Annotated in this window: 12 protein-coding genes and 1 other RNA gene; 10 read left to right on the forward strand and 3 right to left on the reverse strand. The window is 70.4% G+C overall.

What is annotated here, in order from left to right:
* The 9 genes from ACSW7Y_RS03320 to ACSW7Y_RS03360 form a co-directional block, all read left to right on the forward strand.
* Nucleotides 1-433, forward strand: a 433-nt coding sequence (locus ACSW7Y_RS03320; RefSeq protein ID WP_438124921.1) for an aminotransferase class V-fold PLP-dependent enzyme, incomplete at its 5' end; no start/stop codon positions are given.
* 127 nt (nt 434-560) lie between these two features.
* Nucleotides 561-2,132 (forward strand): glycoside hydrolase family 16 protein, encoded by a 1,572-nt coding sequence (locus ACSW7Y_RS03325; RefSeq protein ID WP_438124922.1) that lies wholly within the window; start codon nt 561-563, stop codon nt 2,130-2,132.
* 109 nt (nt 2,133-2,241) lie between these two features.
* Nucleotides 2,242-3,351: a peptide chain release factor 2 gene (gene prfB, locus ACSW7Y_RS03330; RefSeq protein WP_438124923.1), complete on the forward strand. Its 1,110-nt coding sequence runs from the start codon at nt 2,242-2,244 to the stop codon at nt 3,349-3,351.
* Nucleotides 3,352-3,449: 98 nt separating this feature from the next.
* Nucleotides 3,450-4,208 (forward strand): cell division ATP-binding protein FtsE, encoded by a 759-nt coding sequence (gene ftsE / locus ACSW7Y_RS03335; protein ID WP_058726342.1) that lies wholly within the window; start codon nt 3,450-3,452, stop codon nt 4,206-4,208.
* Nucleotides 4,205-5,119, forward strand: coding sequence for a permease-like cell division protein FtsX (gene ftsX, locus ACSW7Y_RS03340; protein ID WP_290131489.1), 915 nt, complete (start codon nt 4,205-4,207; stop codon nt 5,117-5,119). The genes ftsE and ftsX overlap by 4 nt, the downstream gene beginning before the upstream one ends.
* A gap of 117 nt (nt 5,120-5,236) precedes the next feature.
* Entirely contained in the window at nt 5,237-5,713 is a 477-nt protein-coding gene (gene smpB / locus ACSW7Y_RS03345; RefSeq protein WP_022904941.1) for an SsrA-binding protein SmpB, read from the forward strand.
* 94 nt (nt 5,714-5,807) lie between these two features.
* Nucleotides 5,808-6,184, forward strand: a transfer-messenger RNA (tmRNA) gene (gene ssrA / locus ACSW7Y_RS03350).
* Nucleotides 6,185-6,293: 109 nt separating this feature from the next.
* Nucleotides 6,294-7,175 (forward strand): hypothetical protein, encoded by an 882-nt coding sequence (locus tag ACSW7Y_RS03355; RefSeq protein WP_438124924.1) that lies wholly within the window; start codon nt 6,294-6,296, stop codon nt 7,173-7,175.
* Nucleotides 7,176-7,303: 128 nt separating this feature from the next.
* Nucleotides 7,304-8,974 (forward strand): APC family permease, encoded by a 1,671-nt coding sequence (locus tag ACSW7Y_RS03360; protein WP_438124925.1) that lies wholly within the window; start codon nt 7,304-7,306, stop codon nt 8,972-8,974.
* A gap of 89 nt (nt 8,975-9,063) precedes the next feature.
* Here the strand turns inward: ACSW7Y_RS03360 and ACSW7Y_RS03365 are convergent, their stop codons facing one another.
* A complete protein-coding gene (locus ACSW7Y_RS03365) occupies nt 9,064-9,897 on the reverse strand; it encodes a helix-turn-helix transcriptional regulator (protein ID WP_438124926.1) in 834 nt (277 codons plus the stop codon).
* An 86-nt stretch (nt 9,898-9,983) separates the two neighbouring features.
* On the opposite strand from ACSW7Y_RS03365, the gene ACSW7Y_RS03370 reads away from it, so the two are divergent.
* Entirely contained in the window at nt 9,984-10,790 is an 807-nt protein-coding gene (locus tag ACSW7Y_RS03370; RefSeq protein WP_438124927.1) for an SDR family NAD(P)-dependent oxidoreductase, read from the forward strand.
* 14 nt (nt 10,791-10,804) lie between these two features.
* Here ACSW7Y_RS03370 and ACSW7Y_RS03375 read toward each other — a convergent pair whose 3' ends face one another.
* Both ACSW7Y_RS03375 and ACSW7Y_RS03380 read right to left on the reverse strand, forming a co-directional pair.
* Complete coding sequence (locus ACSW7Y_RS03375; protein ID WP_438124928.1) at nt 10,805-12,142, reverse strand: LLM class flavin-dependent oxidoreductase; 1,338 nt, start codon at nt 12,140-12,142, stop codon at nt 10,805-10,807.
* A gap of 2 nt (nt 12,143-12,144) precedes the next feature.
* Entirely contained in the window at nt 12,145-13,620 is a 1,476-nt protein-coding gene (locus ACSW7Y_RS03380) for an O-acetylhomoserine aminocarboxypropyltransferase/cysteine synthase family protein (protein WP_438124929.1), read from the reverse strand.
* Nucleotides 13,621-13,692 lie beyond the last annotated feature (72 nt).

Below are 13,692 nucleotides of genomic sequence, written 5' to 3' on the forward strand. Positions count from 1 at the left end.
GGCCGCCACCGCGGCGGCGGCCGTGGCGGCGGCCGGTGACGCCGCCGTGCGGGCGCTGCGCGACCGTCTCGTGGCGGGCGTCCGTGCGGCGGTGCCGTCCGCCGTGCTCATGGGCGACCCGGTCGACCGGCTGCCGGGGAACGCCCACTTCACCTTCCCGGGGTGCGAGGGCGACTCGCTCCTGTTCCTGCTCGACGCCGCGGGGGTCGCCGTGTCGACCGGGTCCGCGTGCCAGGCGGGGGTGCCCGAGGCCTCGCACGTCCTGCTCGCGATGGGACTTTCCGAGCAGGACGCCCGCGGTGCGCTCCGGATCACGCTCGGCCACACCTCCACGGACGCCGACGTCGACGCGTTCCTGGAGGCGCTGCCGGGCGCCGTGGCACGTGCGGGGGCCGCGGGCATGGCGTCCCGGGAACCGCTGCTCGGCCGGTAGACCCCTCGGCACCCTGTCCCCAGTCCGGGGCGCACCTGCGCGGACCGCTGTCGGAACCGGTCTTCCCGCCCGATAGTCGTCGACGTCCCGATCGGTCAGGGACGGACCATGTGCAGAGGAGCGGGCGATGGACGTGCAGGCGGACCACCACGCGGTGCGGGCGCGAGGAGACCTGGGGGCGGTCGTCGTCCGCAGGGACGCACGCCGACGCTCCGTCGTCGTCATCGGCATCGTGTTCGCGATCATCGCCGCGGCGCTCGACCCCTCGCCGGCGCTCGCCGCGAGCACGACGACGACGGGGGCGCTCGACGGCGTCGCCGCCGGACCCGGGAGCGTGACGGTCCGCGGGTGGGCAGTCGACAGGGCCCGGTCGAGTCGCTCGACGTCCGTCCGCGTCACCGTCGGGGGCAGCGCGGTCGGCACGATCCCGGCCGCGTCCGTCCGTGCCGACGTGAACCGAGTCCTCCGCGTCACCGGCGCCCATGGCTACGGAGCGTCCCTCGTCACCACGAAGACCGGCAGACAGTCGGTGTGCGTCACGGCGAAGAGCCTGTCCGGCGGGAGGGACGTCTCGCTCGGGTGCCGGACGGTCGTCGTCCAGGACCCCTCACCGGCCGGTTCGCTCGACCAGGTCACGACGGCCCCGGGCACCGTGGTGGTCCGGGGGTGGGCCCTCGATCCGAACACCCCGGCCGGTGCGACGGACGTCGCCGTGACGGTCGGCCGCACCCGGGTCGCGACCGTGCGCACCGACGTCGCTCGCGGCGACGTCAACCGGGCGCTCCGCGTCACCGGGACCCACGGTTTCGCTGCGTCGGTGGCGACGACGAAGACCGGCACACAGTCGGTGTGCGTCGTCGGGGTGAACGTCGGCCCGGGGACCGACAGGCAGGTCGGGTGCCGGACGGTGACCATCCCGGCCGCACCGCCCGCCGCCGCGCCGTCGACCGCACCCACGCCGTCCGTGCCGACGCCACCGGATGGCTCCGGCGCGTCGGACCAGCAGGACGGCGGGGTCATGCCGGCGGCCGCGTCCGGGTGGACCCGCGTCTTCGGGGAGGACTTCACGACTCCGGCGTCCGCCGGGGACTTCACGACGGTCTACGGCGACCGCTTCATCGCCTACGACGGCTTCAGCGACACGAGCGGCGTGGGGACGTACCGTCAGTCCGCGATCTCCGTGGCCGACGGGACGCTCGACATGCACATGCACACCGACGCCGTCGGGCGACCCACCGGCGCCGCGGTCATCCCCCTCGTCGGCGGACGGTGGGGCGGGCAGACCAGCGGCCGGTACGACATCCGCCTCCGAGCGGACTCGGTCGCGGGGTACGGCCTCGCCGGACTGCTGTGGTCGGACACCAACACCTGGGAGGACGGGGAGGTGGACTTCCCCGAGGGTGCACTCGACGGCACCGTGACGCTCTCGAACCACTGCCCGGGCGACCCGTCCGTGAACTGCCTGCACCGCGAGCTCGGGACGACGTTCTCCGACTGGCACACCTACACGATCGAGTGGTCGCCGACGAAGCTCGACTACCTCGTCGACGGCGTGAGCGTGGCCTCGACGACGCAGGCCATCCCCACGAAGCCGCTGCACCTCGTCCTGCAGGCCGCGACGGCGTCCTCGCAGAAGCCCTCGGAGAACGCTGCCGGCGACGTGCAGGTCGCGTGGATGAGCATCTCCCGCGCCGGATGACGGATCGGCGTGCAGGCGCTGTCGCTGCCGCCGACCGGACCGGAGGGACCGACCCGACCCGTGCCTCCCGGTCGGCCGGAGGGAACGCGCGCCGGTAGGATCGACGATCATGGTCGAACTGGACTTCTCCGAGCAACTCTCCGCCCTCCGCGAGACGTTCGGCAACATCCGCTCCGTGGTCGACGTCGACCGCCTGCAGCGTGAGATCGCCGAACTCAGCGAGCAGGCCGGTGCCCCCGACCTGTGGGACGACGTCGAGCACGCGCAGCAGGTGACGAGCGCGCTCTCGCACCGCCAGGCCGAGCTCCGGAAGATCACCGACACCGAGCAGCGAATCGACGACCTCGAGGTCCTCGTCGAGATGGCGAACGAAGCCGACGACCAGGACTCCGCTGACGAGGCCGCGGCCGAGCTCAAGGCGATCCAGAAGACCATGGGCGACCTCGAGGTGCAGACGCTCCTCGACGGCGAGTACGACGACCGACCCGCCGTCATCACGATCCGCGCCGGTGCGGGTGGCGTCGACGCCGCCGACTTCGCCGAGATGCTCCTGCGCATGTACCTGCGCTACGCCGAGCAGCACGGCTACAAGACGACCGTGATGGACACCTCCTACGCGGAAGAAGCGGGCATCAAGTCGGCCACGTTCGAGGTCGACGCGCCGCACGCGTTCGGGACCCTCTCGGTCGAGGCCGGCACCCACCGCCTCGTGCGGATGTCGCCGTTCGGCGCGGCCGGCAAGCGACAGACGTCGTTCGCCGCGGTCGAGGTCATCCCGCTCATGCCCGAGACCGAAGCCATCGACATCCCGGAGAACGACATCCGGGTCGACGTGTTCCGCTCGTCGGGCCCCGGTGGGCAGTCCGTCAACACGACCGACTCCGCCGTGCGCCTCACCCACCTGCCGACCGGCACCGTCGTGTCGATGCAGAACGAGAAGTCGCAGATCCAGAACCGCGCCGCCGCCATGCGCGTCCTGCAGTCGCGCCTGCTCCTCCTGAAGAAGGAAGAGGAGAACGCGAAGAAGAAGGAACTCGCGGGCAACATCACCGCGAGCTGGGGCGACCAGATCCGCTCGTACGTCCTCGCGCCGTACCAGATGGTGAAGGACCTGCGGAGCGAGCACGAGGTCAACAACCCGTCCGCGGTGTTCGACGGCGATCTCGACGGCTTCATCAACGCGGGCATCCGCTGGCGCAAGCAGTCCGACGACGACTGAGCGGCGAGACCGGGGCCGTGCTGCTGAGTGGATCCACGGGGACCTGAGCCGCGCGCCTCGGCCCGATTCCGCCCGGGGCGACCTAGCCTGAACCGGTCATGATCAAATTCGACCAGGTCACCAAGGTGTACTCGGGCAACCCGAGTCCTGCGCTCGACGACATCTCCCTCGAGATCCTCAAGGGCGAGTTCGTCTTCCTCGTGGGCGCGTCCGGCTCCGGCAAGTCCAGCTTCCTGCGGCTCGTGCTCAAGGAGGAGAAGCCCTCCCGCGGGCAGATCCACGTCCTCGGGCAGCGCCTCGGATCCCTGTCGTCGCGCAAGGTCCCGTACTTCCGCCGCAACCTCGGCGTGGTGTTCCAGGACTTCCGCCTCCTGCCGAACAAGAACGTCTTCGACAACGTCGCGTTCTCGCTGCAGGTCATCGGGAAGAGCAAGGGCTTCATCAGCGAGGCCGTCACCGACGTGCTCAAGCTCGTCGGCCTCGCCGGCAAGGCGACGCGCATGCCGCACGAACTCTCCGGTGGTGAGCAGCAGCGCGTGGCGATCGCACGCGCCGTCGTGAACAAGCCGGCGATCCTGCTCGCGGACGAGCCCACGGGCAACCTCGACCCGACCACCTCGGCCGGCATCATGGCGCTGCTCGAACGCATCAACCAGGGCGGCACGACCGTGCTCATGGCGACGCACGACGCCAGCATCGTGAACCAGATGCAGCGCCGGGTGATCGAGCTGTCGAACGGCACGATCCTGCGCGACGAGCAGTCCGGCGGCTACCAGACCCAGGCCGTCCCGATCCAGCGAGGCAACACCGTGTCGAACACCACCGGCATCCAGACCATCCCGGGGATCATCCGATGAGGCTCGGGCTCGTCATGTCCGAGGTCGGCTCGGGCCTGCGGCGCAACGCGTCGATGGTCGTGTCGGTCGTCCTCGTGACGTTCATCTCGCTGACCTTCGTCGGTACCGCGATCCTCCTCCAGATGCAGATCAACCAGATGAAGGGGTACTGGTACGACCGGGCGCAGGTCGCCGTCTACCTGTGCACCGACACCGACACCACCGGCAACTGCACCGGGGCGAAGGCCACCGACGACCAGCGCCAGCAGGTCGAGTCGCAGCTCGAGTCGTCGACGTTGAAGCCCTACATCGAGAAGTTCTACTTCGAGAACCAGCAGGACGCCTACACGCGGTTCAAGCAGCAGTTCAAGGACTCGCCCGCGACCGAGTTCGTGAAGCCCGAGTACCTCAACGAGACGTACTGGGTGAACCTCAAGAACCCGTCGCAGTCCGACGTCCTCGTGGAGAGCCTGTCCAAGGTCGCCGGTGTGCAGAGCGTCGTCGACCAGCGCGGCTACCTCCAGCCGATCTTCAACCTGCTGAACGCCTCGTCGTACACGGCGATCGGCATCGCGGCGCTCATGCTCGTCGCCGCCGTGCTCCTCATCGCCACCACGATCCGACTCTCGGCGTTCAGTCGACGGCGGGAGCTCGGCATCATGCGGCTGGTCGGCGCGTCGAACCGGTTCATCCAGACACCGTTCGTCCTCGAGGGGGTCATCGCCGCGGCCATCGGGGCGGTCCTCGCCGGCGGGGCGATCACGGCAGTGGTGTGGTTCTTCGTCCGGAACTACCTGGCGGTCCGGTTCTCCGGGACGGCGTTCATCGGCATGGGCGACGCGGCAGTGGTCGTCCCGGCGGTGGTCGTCATCGGTGTCCTGCTCGCCGGACTGTCTGCGTTCGTCGCGATCCGTCGCTACCTCAAGGTCTGACACACAGCCCGGGGCCCGCGACGCGCCGGGAAGGTGCGGCGGCGCCCCGGTGTTCAGTACGCTGGAGGGCTGCGCCGGGCACCGGGTCTGGACCGCACACCCCCGAGAGGAGTCGTCATGGCCAAGGAACGCGGTGAGAAGATCGTCGCCACGAACCGTCGCGCCCGTCACGACTACCTCATCGAGGACACGTACGAAGCGGGCATGGTGCTCTCCGGCACCGAGGTGAAGTCGCTCCGGCAGGGTCGTGCTTCGCTCGTCGACGGGTACGCCTTCATCGACGGCGGAGAAGCATGGCTCGACGCCGTGCACATCCCCGAGTACACCGAGGGGACGTGGAACAACCACTCGCCTCGACGCAAGCGCAAGCTCCTCCTGCACAAGCAGCAGATCGTGAAGATCTCGCACAAGACGGCGCAGGGCGGCTACACGCTCGTCCCGCTGCAGATCTACTTCCACGACGGGCGCGCCAAGGTGGAGATCGCGGTCGCGAAGGGCAAGCGGGAGTTCGACAAGCGGCAGGCCCTGCGCGAGAAGACCGACAAGCGCGAGGCCGAGCGGGCCATGCGCACCCGGAACCGCGTCGGCGAGTAGCGCGACGCACCTCGGTCGACTAGACTGAGGGACCGCCTGAACGGCGGATTGGGAACTCAACAGCGTGACAGTGGCTCGCACGTCCGGCCTGCATGGGGATGATCGGTTTCGACATTGCCTGTGTGCCGACGGGAAGCGGGCCGAGGACCCACGGTCATCTCGTGAACGATCCGTGGAAAACAACAAGTGCCAATTCCAAGCGCACTGACTTCGCTCTCGCTGCGTAAGCAGCCCAGCACATGAAGTCCGTCGGCCAGGTGACCGTCCCCTAACCTGATCCCGGCGTCATCCAGAGGACTTGCTGCACGGTTGCGCCTCAGGGCCGTGCGGGACTTGCACTGAGACTGGGCCCGTCGTCCAAGAAGCCGGTAGCAATGGACGGGGCCGAGCAGAACGCCTGATCCGGATACGCCCGTAGAAGACGTCGAATTGCAGCGATGGACGGGGGTTCGATTCCCCCCATCTCCACCACCTGCCGGTCGTCGGGCCACTGTCACGCCGAGTTCCACCCGGACGCCCCACTCCCGCGAGTGGGGCGTTCGTCGTCCTCCCGGGTCGGCGGAATACGCTCGGGACTCCGGTGCGAGGACACGCCCGCGCCGTCGAGAGAGGTGCGAGTGTAGTGCAGGAGATCGCGATCCGTGTCCGTCTGCGTGAGCAGGAGCGTCTGGGGCTGGGGGAGTACGAGCGCGTCGTCGGCTCGGTGGCCACGGTCGCAGCGCTGATCCCCTGGCTGCCGAACCCGGAGGCGAAGCTCGTCCTCCGTGGTCGCGGTGCCGAGCCGGTCCGCGTCGAGACCGTCACGTACGGGGCGGTGTTCGAGATGCTCGTCGTCCTCGACCAGCGGTCCGCCGCCGTCGAGCGTGCCGCGGCGGTCGTCGCGGCGCTCATCGAGTCGGTCCGTCACGAGCACGTCGCCGACGACGTCGCCGGTGTCGCCGGGGAACTCGATCGTCTGGACCGCTCCGCACCGCGGGGCCGATCGGTCGCGGAACGCTCGCTCCGCGCGCTGCTCGAAGGGGCGCGGGCCGACGTGCTCGCCCGGCGGACGACGACCCGGGTGCGCGCGGCGCAGGGGCTCCTGCGGCTCGCCGAGGACGGAGCGGAGATCGTCGTCGAGCGAGTGGACGACGCGCTCGCTCCCGAGGTCGAGGAGCAGGTGCTCGACGTCGCGGCGGACACCGGCGCCGCGGTCGTGGTCGAGCCGGTCGACGGCGTCCTCGACGACGAGCCCGCGCCCCGACCGGAGTCCGCGGCACCGGAGCAGCCGGTCGAGACTCCGGCCGAGGACCAGGACCAGGACCGCAAGGAGAAGTCCGACAAGAAGAAGCCCGACAAGAAGCACGACAAGGAGAAGTCGGACAAGAAGAAGGGCGACAAGAAAAAGGGTGACAAGAAGCAGGCCGCCAAGAAGGACAGCAAGAAGAAGGACAGCAAGAAGAAGGACGGCAAGAAGAAGTAGCCTGTGGGCTTATACAGGGCTTGTGTTTCCACCTCGTTAAATAATCCGGCGAGACTCCTGTCCGGTGCCATTGTCGTTGCACGCGCTCCCCACGATCGCGGGGCTCGCGTCACTCGACAGGAGCAACAGTGGCAACAACGACGACGACACAGGCGCTGCCGGACTCCGGCCTGAAGCGCAACGTCGGCTTCATCGGCCTGATCTGGGCATCGACGGGGTCCATCATCGGATCCGGGTGGCTCTTCGGCTCGCAGGAAGCCCTCAAGACGGCGGGTCCGGCCGCGATCATCTCGTGGCTCATCGGCGGCGTGGCCGTCCTCGTCCTCGCGCTCGTGCACGCGGAACTCGGTGGCATGTTCCCCATCGCCGGCGGTACGGCGCGCTTCCCGCACATCGCATTCGGTGGCATCGCGGGAGCGTCCTTCGGCTGGTTCTCGTGGTTGCAGTCCGTGACCGTCGCCCCGATCGAGGTCGAGGCGATGATCAAGTACGCGCAGCACTGGCAGTTCGCCCACCCGTGGCTGCACACGGTCGTCGTCGACGGCGAGACCCAGCAGCTCCTGACCGGTGCGGGCATCGCGGTGGCGATCGTCCTCATGGCCGTCGTCACGGTCGTCAACCTGCTGAGCGTCCGGATCCTCGCGAACACGAACTCCGCCGCGACGTGGTGGAAGGTCGCCATCCCGCTGCTCGTCATCATCGTGCTGGCGTTCAGCGGCTTCCACGGCAGCAACTTCACCGCGGCGGACGGCTTCCTGCCCGGCGGCGCGAAGGGCATCCTCGCGGCGGTGTCGACCTCGGGCATCATCTTCGCGTTCCTCGGGTTCGAGCAGGCCGACCAGCTCGCCGGCGAGGCCAAGAACCCCAAGCGGGACATCCCGCGAGCGGTCATCGGTTCGGTCATCATCGGCCTGGTCATCTACCTGCTCCTGCAGGTCGTGTTCCTCGGCGCGCTGCAGTCCGGCGCGATCCAGGGTTCGTGGGCCACCGCGGACTTCACCAAGTACACCGGCCCGTTCGCCGACATCGCGATGGCCGCCGGCATCACCTGGCTCGCGGTGATCATCTTCATCGACGCGATCATCTCTCCCGGTGGCACCGGTCTCATCTACGTCACGGCGACGACCCGCATCTCCTACGGGCTGAGCCGCAACGGCTACTTCCCGAAGGCGTTCGAGTGGACGACGAAGGCCGGCGTGCCGTGGGTCGGACTCGTCACCGCGTTCGTCGTCGGCTGCGCCTGCTTCGCCCCGTTCCCGTCGTGGCAGGGGCTCGTCAGCCTCATCACGAGTGCGTCCGTGCTCATGTACGCCGGCGCCCCGCTGGCACTCGGAGCGTTCCGGAAGCGCATCCCCGAGATCGAGCGGCCGTACCGCATGCCGGCCGCGGCGGTGTTCTCACCGATCGCGTTCATCGTGGCGAACCTCATCATCCTCTGGACCGGGTGGGACACCGACTGGAAGCTCGGGGTCGCGATCCTCCTCGGCGCCGTCGTCATCGTCCTGAACAACGTGTTCCGTGGGGCGTCGAGCGTGCGGCCGCGCTGGGACTGGAAGGCGGCGCAGTGGCTGCTGCCCTACCTGATCGGCATGGGCTTGATCGTGTTCCTCAGCGACTTCGGGCCGCTCAAGAACCCGGTCTTCCCGCTGTGGGTCGACATCGTCGTCGTCGCGGTGTTCTCCCTGGTGATCTACTACTGGGCGATCAACTCGGCGAGTTCCCGCGAGGAGATCCTCCGCACCGCGGAGGACGTGCGCGAGGTCGAGGAGTCGAACGTGGTGGAGCCGGTGCACCACTGACCCGTGACGTGACGTGACGGCGAACGGACGGGAGGCCCGTGGCGACACCGCCACGGGCCTCCCGTCGGTCGTCCGTCGCCGGCGTTCGGTCAGGCCGACAGCGACGCGTCCTGCCCGACGACGGCGAGCAGCGCCAGCTTCTCGGTGTCGCTCCGGTCGGCCGGCGTGTACAGGACGACGTGCTGGTCGCGGTCCGGCACGCTGAGCGCGAGGCAGTCGACGGTGACCCGCCCGACGACCGGGTTGTCGAAGTGCTTCGTGATCGCCGGAGCGGCCTGCACGTCGTGGCGGTCCCAGAGGCGAGCGAAGCTGTCGCTCGTGCTGCGGAGCTCCGCGACGAGCCCGGCGATGTCGGGGTCGTCCGGGTAGCGCGCGGCGGCGCTCCGCAGTCCGTGGACGACCTCGTGCCGGAAGGCCGTCCCGTCGGTCGCTCCGTAGAGGTCCGGCTGGTCCGAGAAGGCGCGTCTGGCGAGGTTCCGGTCCTCGGGTCGGAGCGGGGCGAAGTCCTCCATCAGCAGCGTCGCGAGTCTGTTCCACGCGAGGACCTCGAACGCCGCGGAGACGACGAACCCGACCGCGCCCGGAAGCCCGTCGAGTGCGGCCTGCACGGTCGGGTGCACGTCCCGTCGGTGGTGCGGTGCGGGAGCCGGAGCGGTGCCGGCGAGCACGTGCAGGTGCGACCGTTCCGCGTCCGTCAGCAGCAGCGCGGAGGCCAGGGCGGCGAGCACCTCGGTCGACGGACGAGGGGCACGGCCCTGCTCGAGGCGGACGTAGTACTCGGTCGAGATGTGCGCGGCGACGGCCACCTCCTCCCGCCGGAGACCCGGGGTGCGGCGACGGGGGCCCGACGGCAGACCCACGTCCTCCGGCCGGAGACGCGCCCGGCGTGAGCGCAGGAAGGCAGCGAGTTCTGGTCGGTCCACGTCGTGATCCTCCTCCCGGTGTCCGCGCGGATCCTGGTACCGGTCGTACCTGGAACCGTCCGGACCGCCTCGGCGACGGTGGGTCCATGACGAACACCGACATCGCCACCACCGCACCGACGACCCCCACCAGCACCGCGGGACTCCTGCTCGACCACGTCGTCCTCGTGACCGGCGCGAGCCGCGGGATCGGTGAAGCCGCCGCGCGGCTCTTCGCCACCGAGGGGGCCCGGGTCGTGCTGGCCGCCCGACGGACCGCTGCACTCGACGCGATCGTGGCCGACATCCGGCGCGACGGGGGCACGGCCGACGCCGTCCGCCTGGACCTCGCCGACCCCACCAGCATCGAGGAGGCCGTCGCCGCGGTCGACCGACTGCACGGACGACTCGACGGAGCGTTCAACAACGGAGCGGCGATCCAGACCCCCGGTCCGCTCGACGAGACGACCGACGAGGACGTGGACCTGCAGTTCGCGGTCAACTTCCGCGGCCACTGGCGCGCGATGGTCGCGGAGGCCGCGCTCATGCGTCGGTCGGGCGGCGGCGCGATCGTGAACACCTCGAGCATCGGCAGCCGACGGGCGAACCCCGCGCTCCCCGCGTACGGCGCGATGAAGCGAGCGCTCAACAGCATCACCGAGACGGCCGCGGTCACCTGGGCGCCGCAGGGCATCCGCGTGAACGGGCTCACCCCGGGCGGTACGGCGACGCAGATGATCGACGAGTGGGAGGCTGCCACCCCCGGGGTGCGTGCGCAGATCGACGCGTCGATCCCGCTCGGTCGGATGGCGGAGCCGGAGGAGGTGGCGCAGGCGGCGTGCTGGTTGCTGAGCGACCGGGCGTCCGCCGTGACCGGAGCCATCGTCCCGGTCGACGGCGGGGCGGGGGCCTGAGACGTCGGCCGAGGTCAGAAGTCGAACAGGTTCCCGCGGATCCCGCCGTCGCCGTACTCGCGGCGGAGCAGCCCGCGCTGCCGCAGCACCGGGACGAGGTCGCCGAGCATCCGGTACACCTGCGCCGGGTGCAGGTCGCCGGAGAAGATGAAGCCGTCGTTGTCGGCATCCGCCCCGAGCTCCTCGACGAAGTCGGCGAACTCGTCCGCCGTGCCGACGAAGCCGCTCCGCTCGCTGATCCGGCCGAGCCGGGCCTTGCGGGTGAGGAGCTCGCGGAGGGGTGCGTCCGGGGTGTCGCCGACCAGGCCGCGGGTCGTCCCGGCGGACACGTGGTCCCCGAAGGTCCCGGCGGGGATCGGCGCGTCGAGGTCGAGCGACAGCAGGTCGGTCTCGGAGTCGCTCGACCACGCCACCGCGGCGGCGCGGAGGGCCTCGTCGGTCGGGTGGGTGGAGGCGGCGACGAGGCGGTCGGCTTCCTCCGGAGAGGGCACGAGCACCGGCTTGAGGACGAAGAGCACGCGGATGTCGTCCGCGGAACGACCGGCGTCCGAGGCGGCCGTGAGCACACGGGCCCGGTAGTCGCGGACGGCCGCGGCCGAGAGCGGTGCGAGTGCCAGCTGCACGTCCGAGTGGGTCCCGGCGAAGCCGAGGCCCCGGCCGGAGCCACCGGGGGAGACGATCACCGGGTCGGTGTCGAGCGGGAGCGCGTTGAGGGGACCGTCGGCGGTGAAGTACGCGCCCTCGTGGTGGAACGCGTCGAGGGCGTCGCCGTCCGCGAAGTGCCAGTCCCCGTCGGCACCGGCGGCCAGGCCGCCGCTGCCCGCGGCGCCGACGTACCCGTCCGGTCCCCAGGAGTGCCACAGCCGCCGGACGAGCTGCAGCCACTCCTCGGCCCGGTCGTACGCGGCGTCGTGCGGCAGCGGCGCGAGCCCCGCGTGCCGGGCGCTGCCCGTGTCGGTCACCACGTTGAGACCGAAGCGGTCACCGGACAGGTGCGCGAGCGTGGCGGCCTGGCGTGCGGCGAGGTACGGCGGCGTGAACCCCGCGTTGATCGTCGGGGCGATCCCGATGTGCGACGTCGCGGCGAACAGGTACGGCGCGAGCAGCAGTGGGTCGTGCTTCGGGCCGCCGTACGCCTGTCGGATGCGGAGGTCGAGCGTGGACGGGTTCCCGAGCGAGATCGCGTCCTCGGCGATCACGAGGTCCATGCCGGCCTGCTCGAGCGCCCGGACGGACTGCTGGTACAGGTCCGGCTTCGTCCAGTCGTGACCCCAGTGCCAGTCGTCCCGACCCCAGGCCTGCGGCCCGAACCCGCGCGAGAAGAAGTACCCGAAGTGCTGGAGGTCCGCCATCGTCAGACCTCCTCGGCGATGACGTGCCCCTGCGGGACGGTGTGCGCGAGCGAGGCGGCCTCCGAGGCGGGGTCGACCCGTGCCTCCAGGCCGGTGTGCCGCGCGACGTCCTCGTGACCCGCGCGGATCGCGGTGAAGCCGCGGTCGAGGTCGCGGATGAGGTCCGCGACGTCCTCGATGCCGACGGACAGTCGGATCAGGCCGTCCCAGATGCCCTGCTCGGCGCGTTCCTCGGCCGTGCGGCCCGCGTGGGTGGTCGTCGCGGGGTGCAGGATGAGCGACCGGACGTCGCCGAGGTGGGTCATCCGGCTGAACAGCTGCACCGCGTCGATGAAGGTGCGGGCGGCGGCTTCGCCACCGGCGAGCGTGAACGCGAAGACGGAACCGGCACCGCGCGGCAGGTAGCGCTGGGCGAGGTCGTGGAACGGACTGGAGGCCAGGCCCGCGTGGTCGACGCTCGTCACCTCCGGCTGCTGGTCCAGGTACTCCGCGACCGCCAGCGCGTTCGCGCTGTGGCGTTCGACGCGCAGGCTCAGCGTCTCGATGCCCTGACGCAGCAGGAACGCGTTGAACGGTGACGGGGTCGGACCGATCCGGGAGGCGATGACGTCGCGTGCGAAGACGACGAAGGCCCGGCTGCCGAAGCGCTCGACGTAGCTCTGCCCGCCCAGCGAACGCTCCGGACTCGTCAGGTGCGTCCACCGCTCGGGCGAGGCCGACCAGTCGAACGTGCCGCCGTCGACGACCACCCCGCCGAGCCCTGCGCCGTGGCCCGAGAGGAACTTCGACGCGGAGTGCACGACGATGTCCGCTCCGTGCTCCACCGGACGGACGAGGTACGGCGTGGCGAGCGTGTTGTCGACGATCAGGGGGACTCCGGCGCGGTGTGCGACGTCGGCCACGCCCGTGATGTCGAGCACGTCGTTCTTCGGGTTCGGGATCGTCTCGGCGAAGAACACCTTCGTGTTCGGTCGGACCGCGGCGGCCCAGGCGTCGAGGTCGCGGGCGTCGGCGACGAAGTCCACCTCGATGCCGAGCCGACCGAGGTTCTGCAGGAGCAGTCCCCGGGTGCCCTCGTAGATGCTCCGCGCGCTGACGACGTGGTCGCCGGCCTGCAGGAGCCCGAGGAACGCGACCGTCGCTGCGGCCTGACCGCTGCCGACGAGGATCGCTTCGGCACTGCGTTCGAGCAGGGCGATGCGACGCTCGACGTCGGCGTTCGTGGGGTTGCCGAGCCGCGTGTACGTGTAGCCGTCGTCGGTGCCGGCGAAGCGGTCGCGGGCCTGGTCGAAGTCGTCGAAGAGGAAGCCGGAGGACATGTGGATCGCGGGGACCCGTGCGCCGTGCGCGGCATCGGGCACGAAACCGCCGTGCACCTGCTCGGTCGCAAAGCCGTGCTCGGTCGGGTGGCCGTGTTCGCTCGGGCGGCCGTGCTCGCTCGGGCGGCCGTGCTCGCTCGGGCGCTCCTCGTTGCTCATGGTTCCTCCACCGGTCGTCGGGTGTCCGAACTCTCGCACGCCGCGCTCGGTGGACAGCCGAATGCTGCGGTC

This window comes from Curtobacterium flaccumfaciens (genome assembly GCF_051548005.1).
In the GTDB taxonomy this organism is placed as follows: Bacteria; Actinomycetota; Actinomycetes; order Actinomycetales; family Microbacteriaceae; genus Curtobacterium.

Bases quoted from the DNA above. Each gene is read 5' to 3' on its own strand.
- ACSW7Y_RS03325 (WP_438124922.1), top strand. From the start codon at position 561: ATGGACGTGCAGGCGGACCACCACGCGGTGCGGGCGCGAGGAGACCTG.
- prfB (WP_438124923.1), top strand. From the start codon at position 2,242: ATGGTCGAACTGGACTTCTCCGAGCAACTCTCCGCCCTCCGCGAGACG.
- ftsE (WP_058726342.1), top strand. From the start codon at position 3,450: ATGATCAAATTCGACCAGGTCACCAAGGTGTACTCGGGCAACCCGAGT.
- ftsX (WP_290131489.1), top strand. From the start codon at position 4,205: ATGAGGCTCGGGCTCGTCATGTCCGAGGTCGGCTCGGGCCTGCGGCGC.
- smpB (WP_022904941.1), top strand. From the start codon at position 5,237: ATGGCCAAGGAACGCGGTGAGAAGATCGTCGCCACGAACCGTCGCGCC.
- ACSW7Y_RS03370 (WP_438124927.1), top strand. From the start codon at position 9,984: ATGACGAACACCGACATCGCCACCACCGCACCGACGACCCCCACCAGC.
- ACSW7Y_RS03375 (WP_438124928.1), bottom strand. From the start codon at position 12,142: ATGGCGGACCTCCAGCACTTCGGGTACTTCTTCTCGCGCGGGTTCGGG.
- ACSW7Y_RS03380 (WP_438124929.1), bottom strand. From the start codon at position 13,620: ATGAGCAACGAGGAGCGCCCGAGCGAGCACGGCCGCCCGAGCGAGCAC.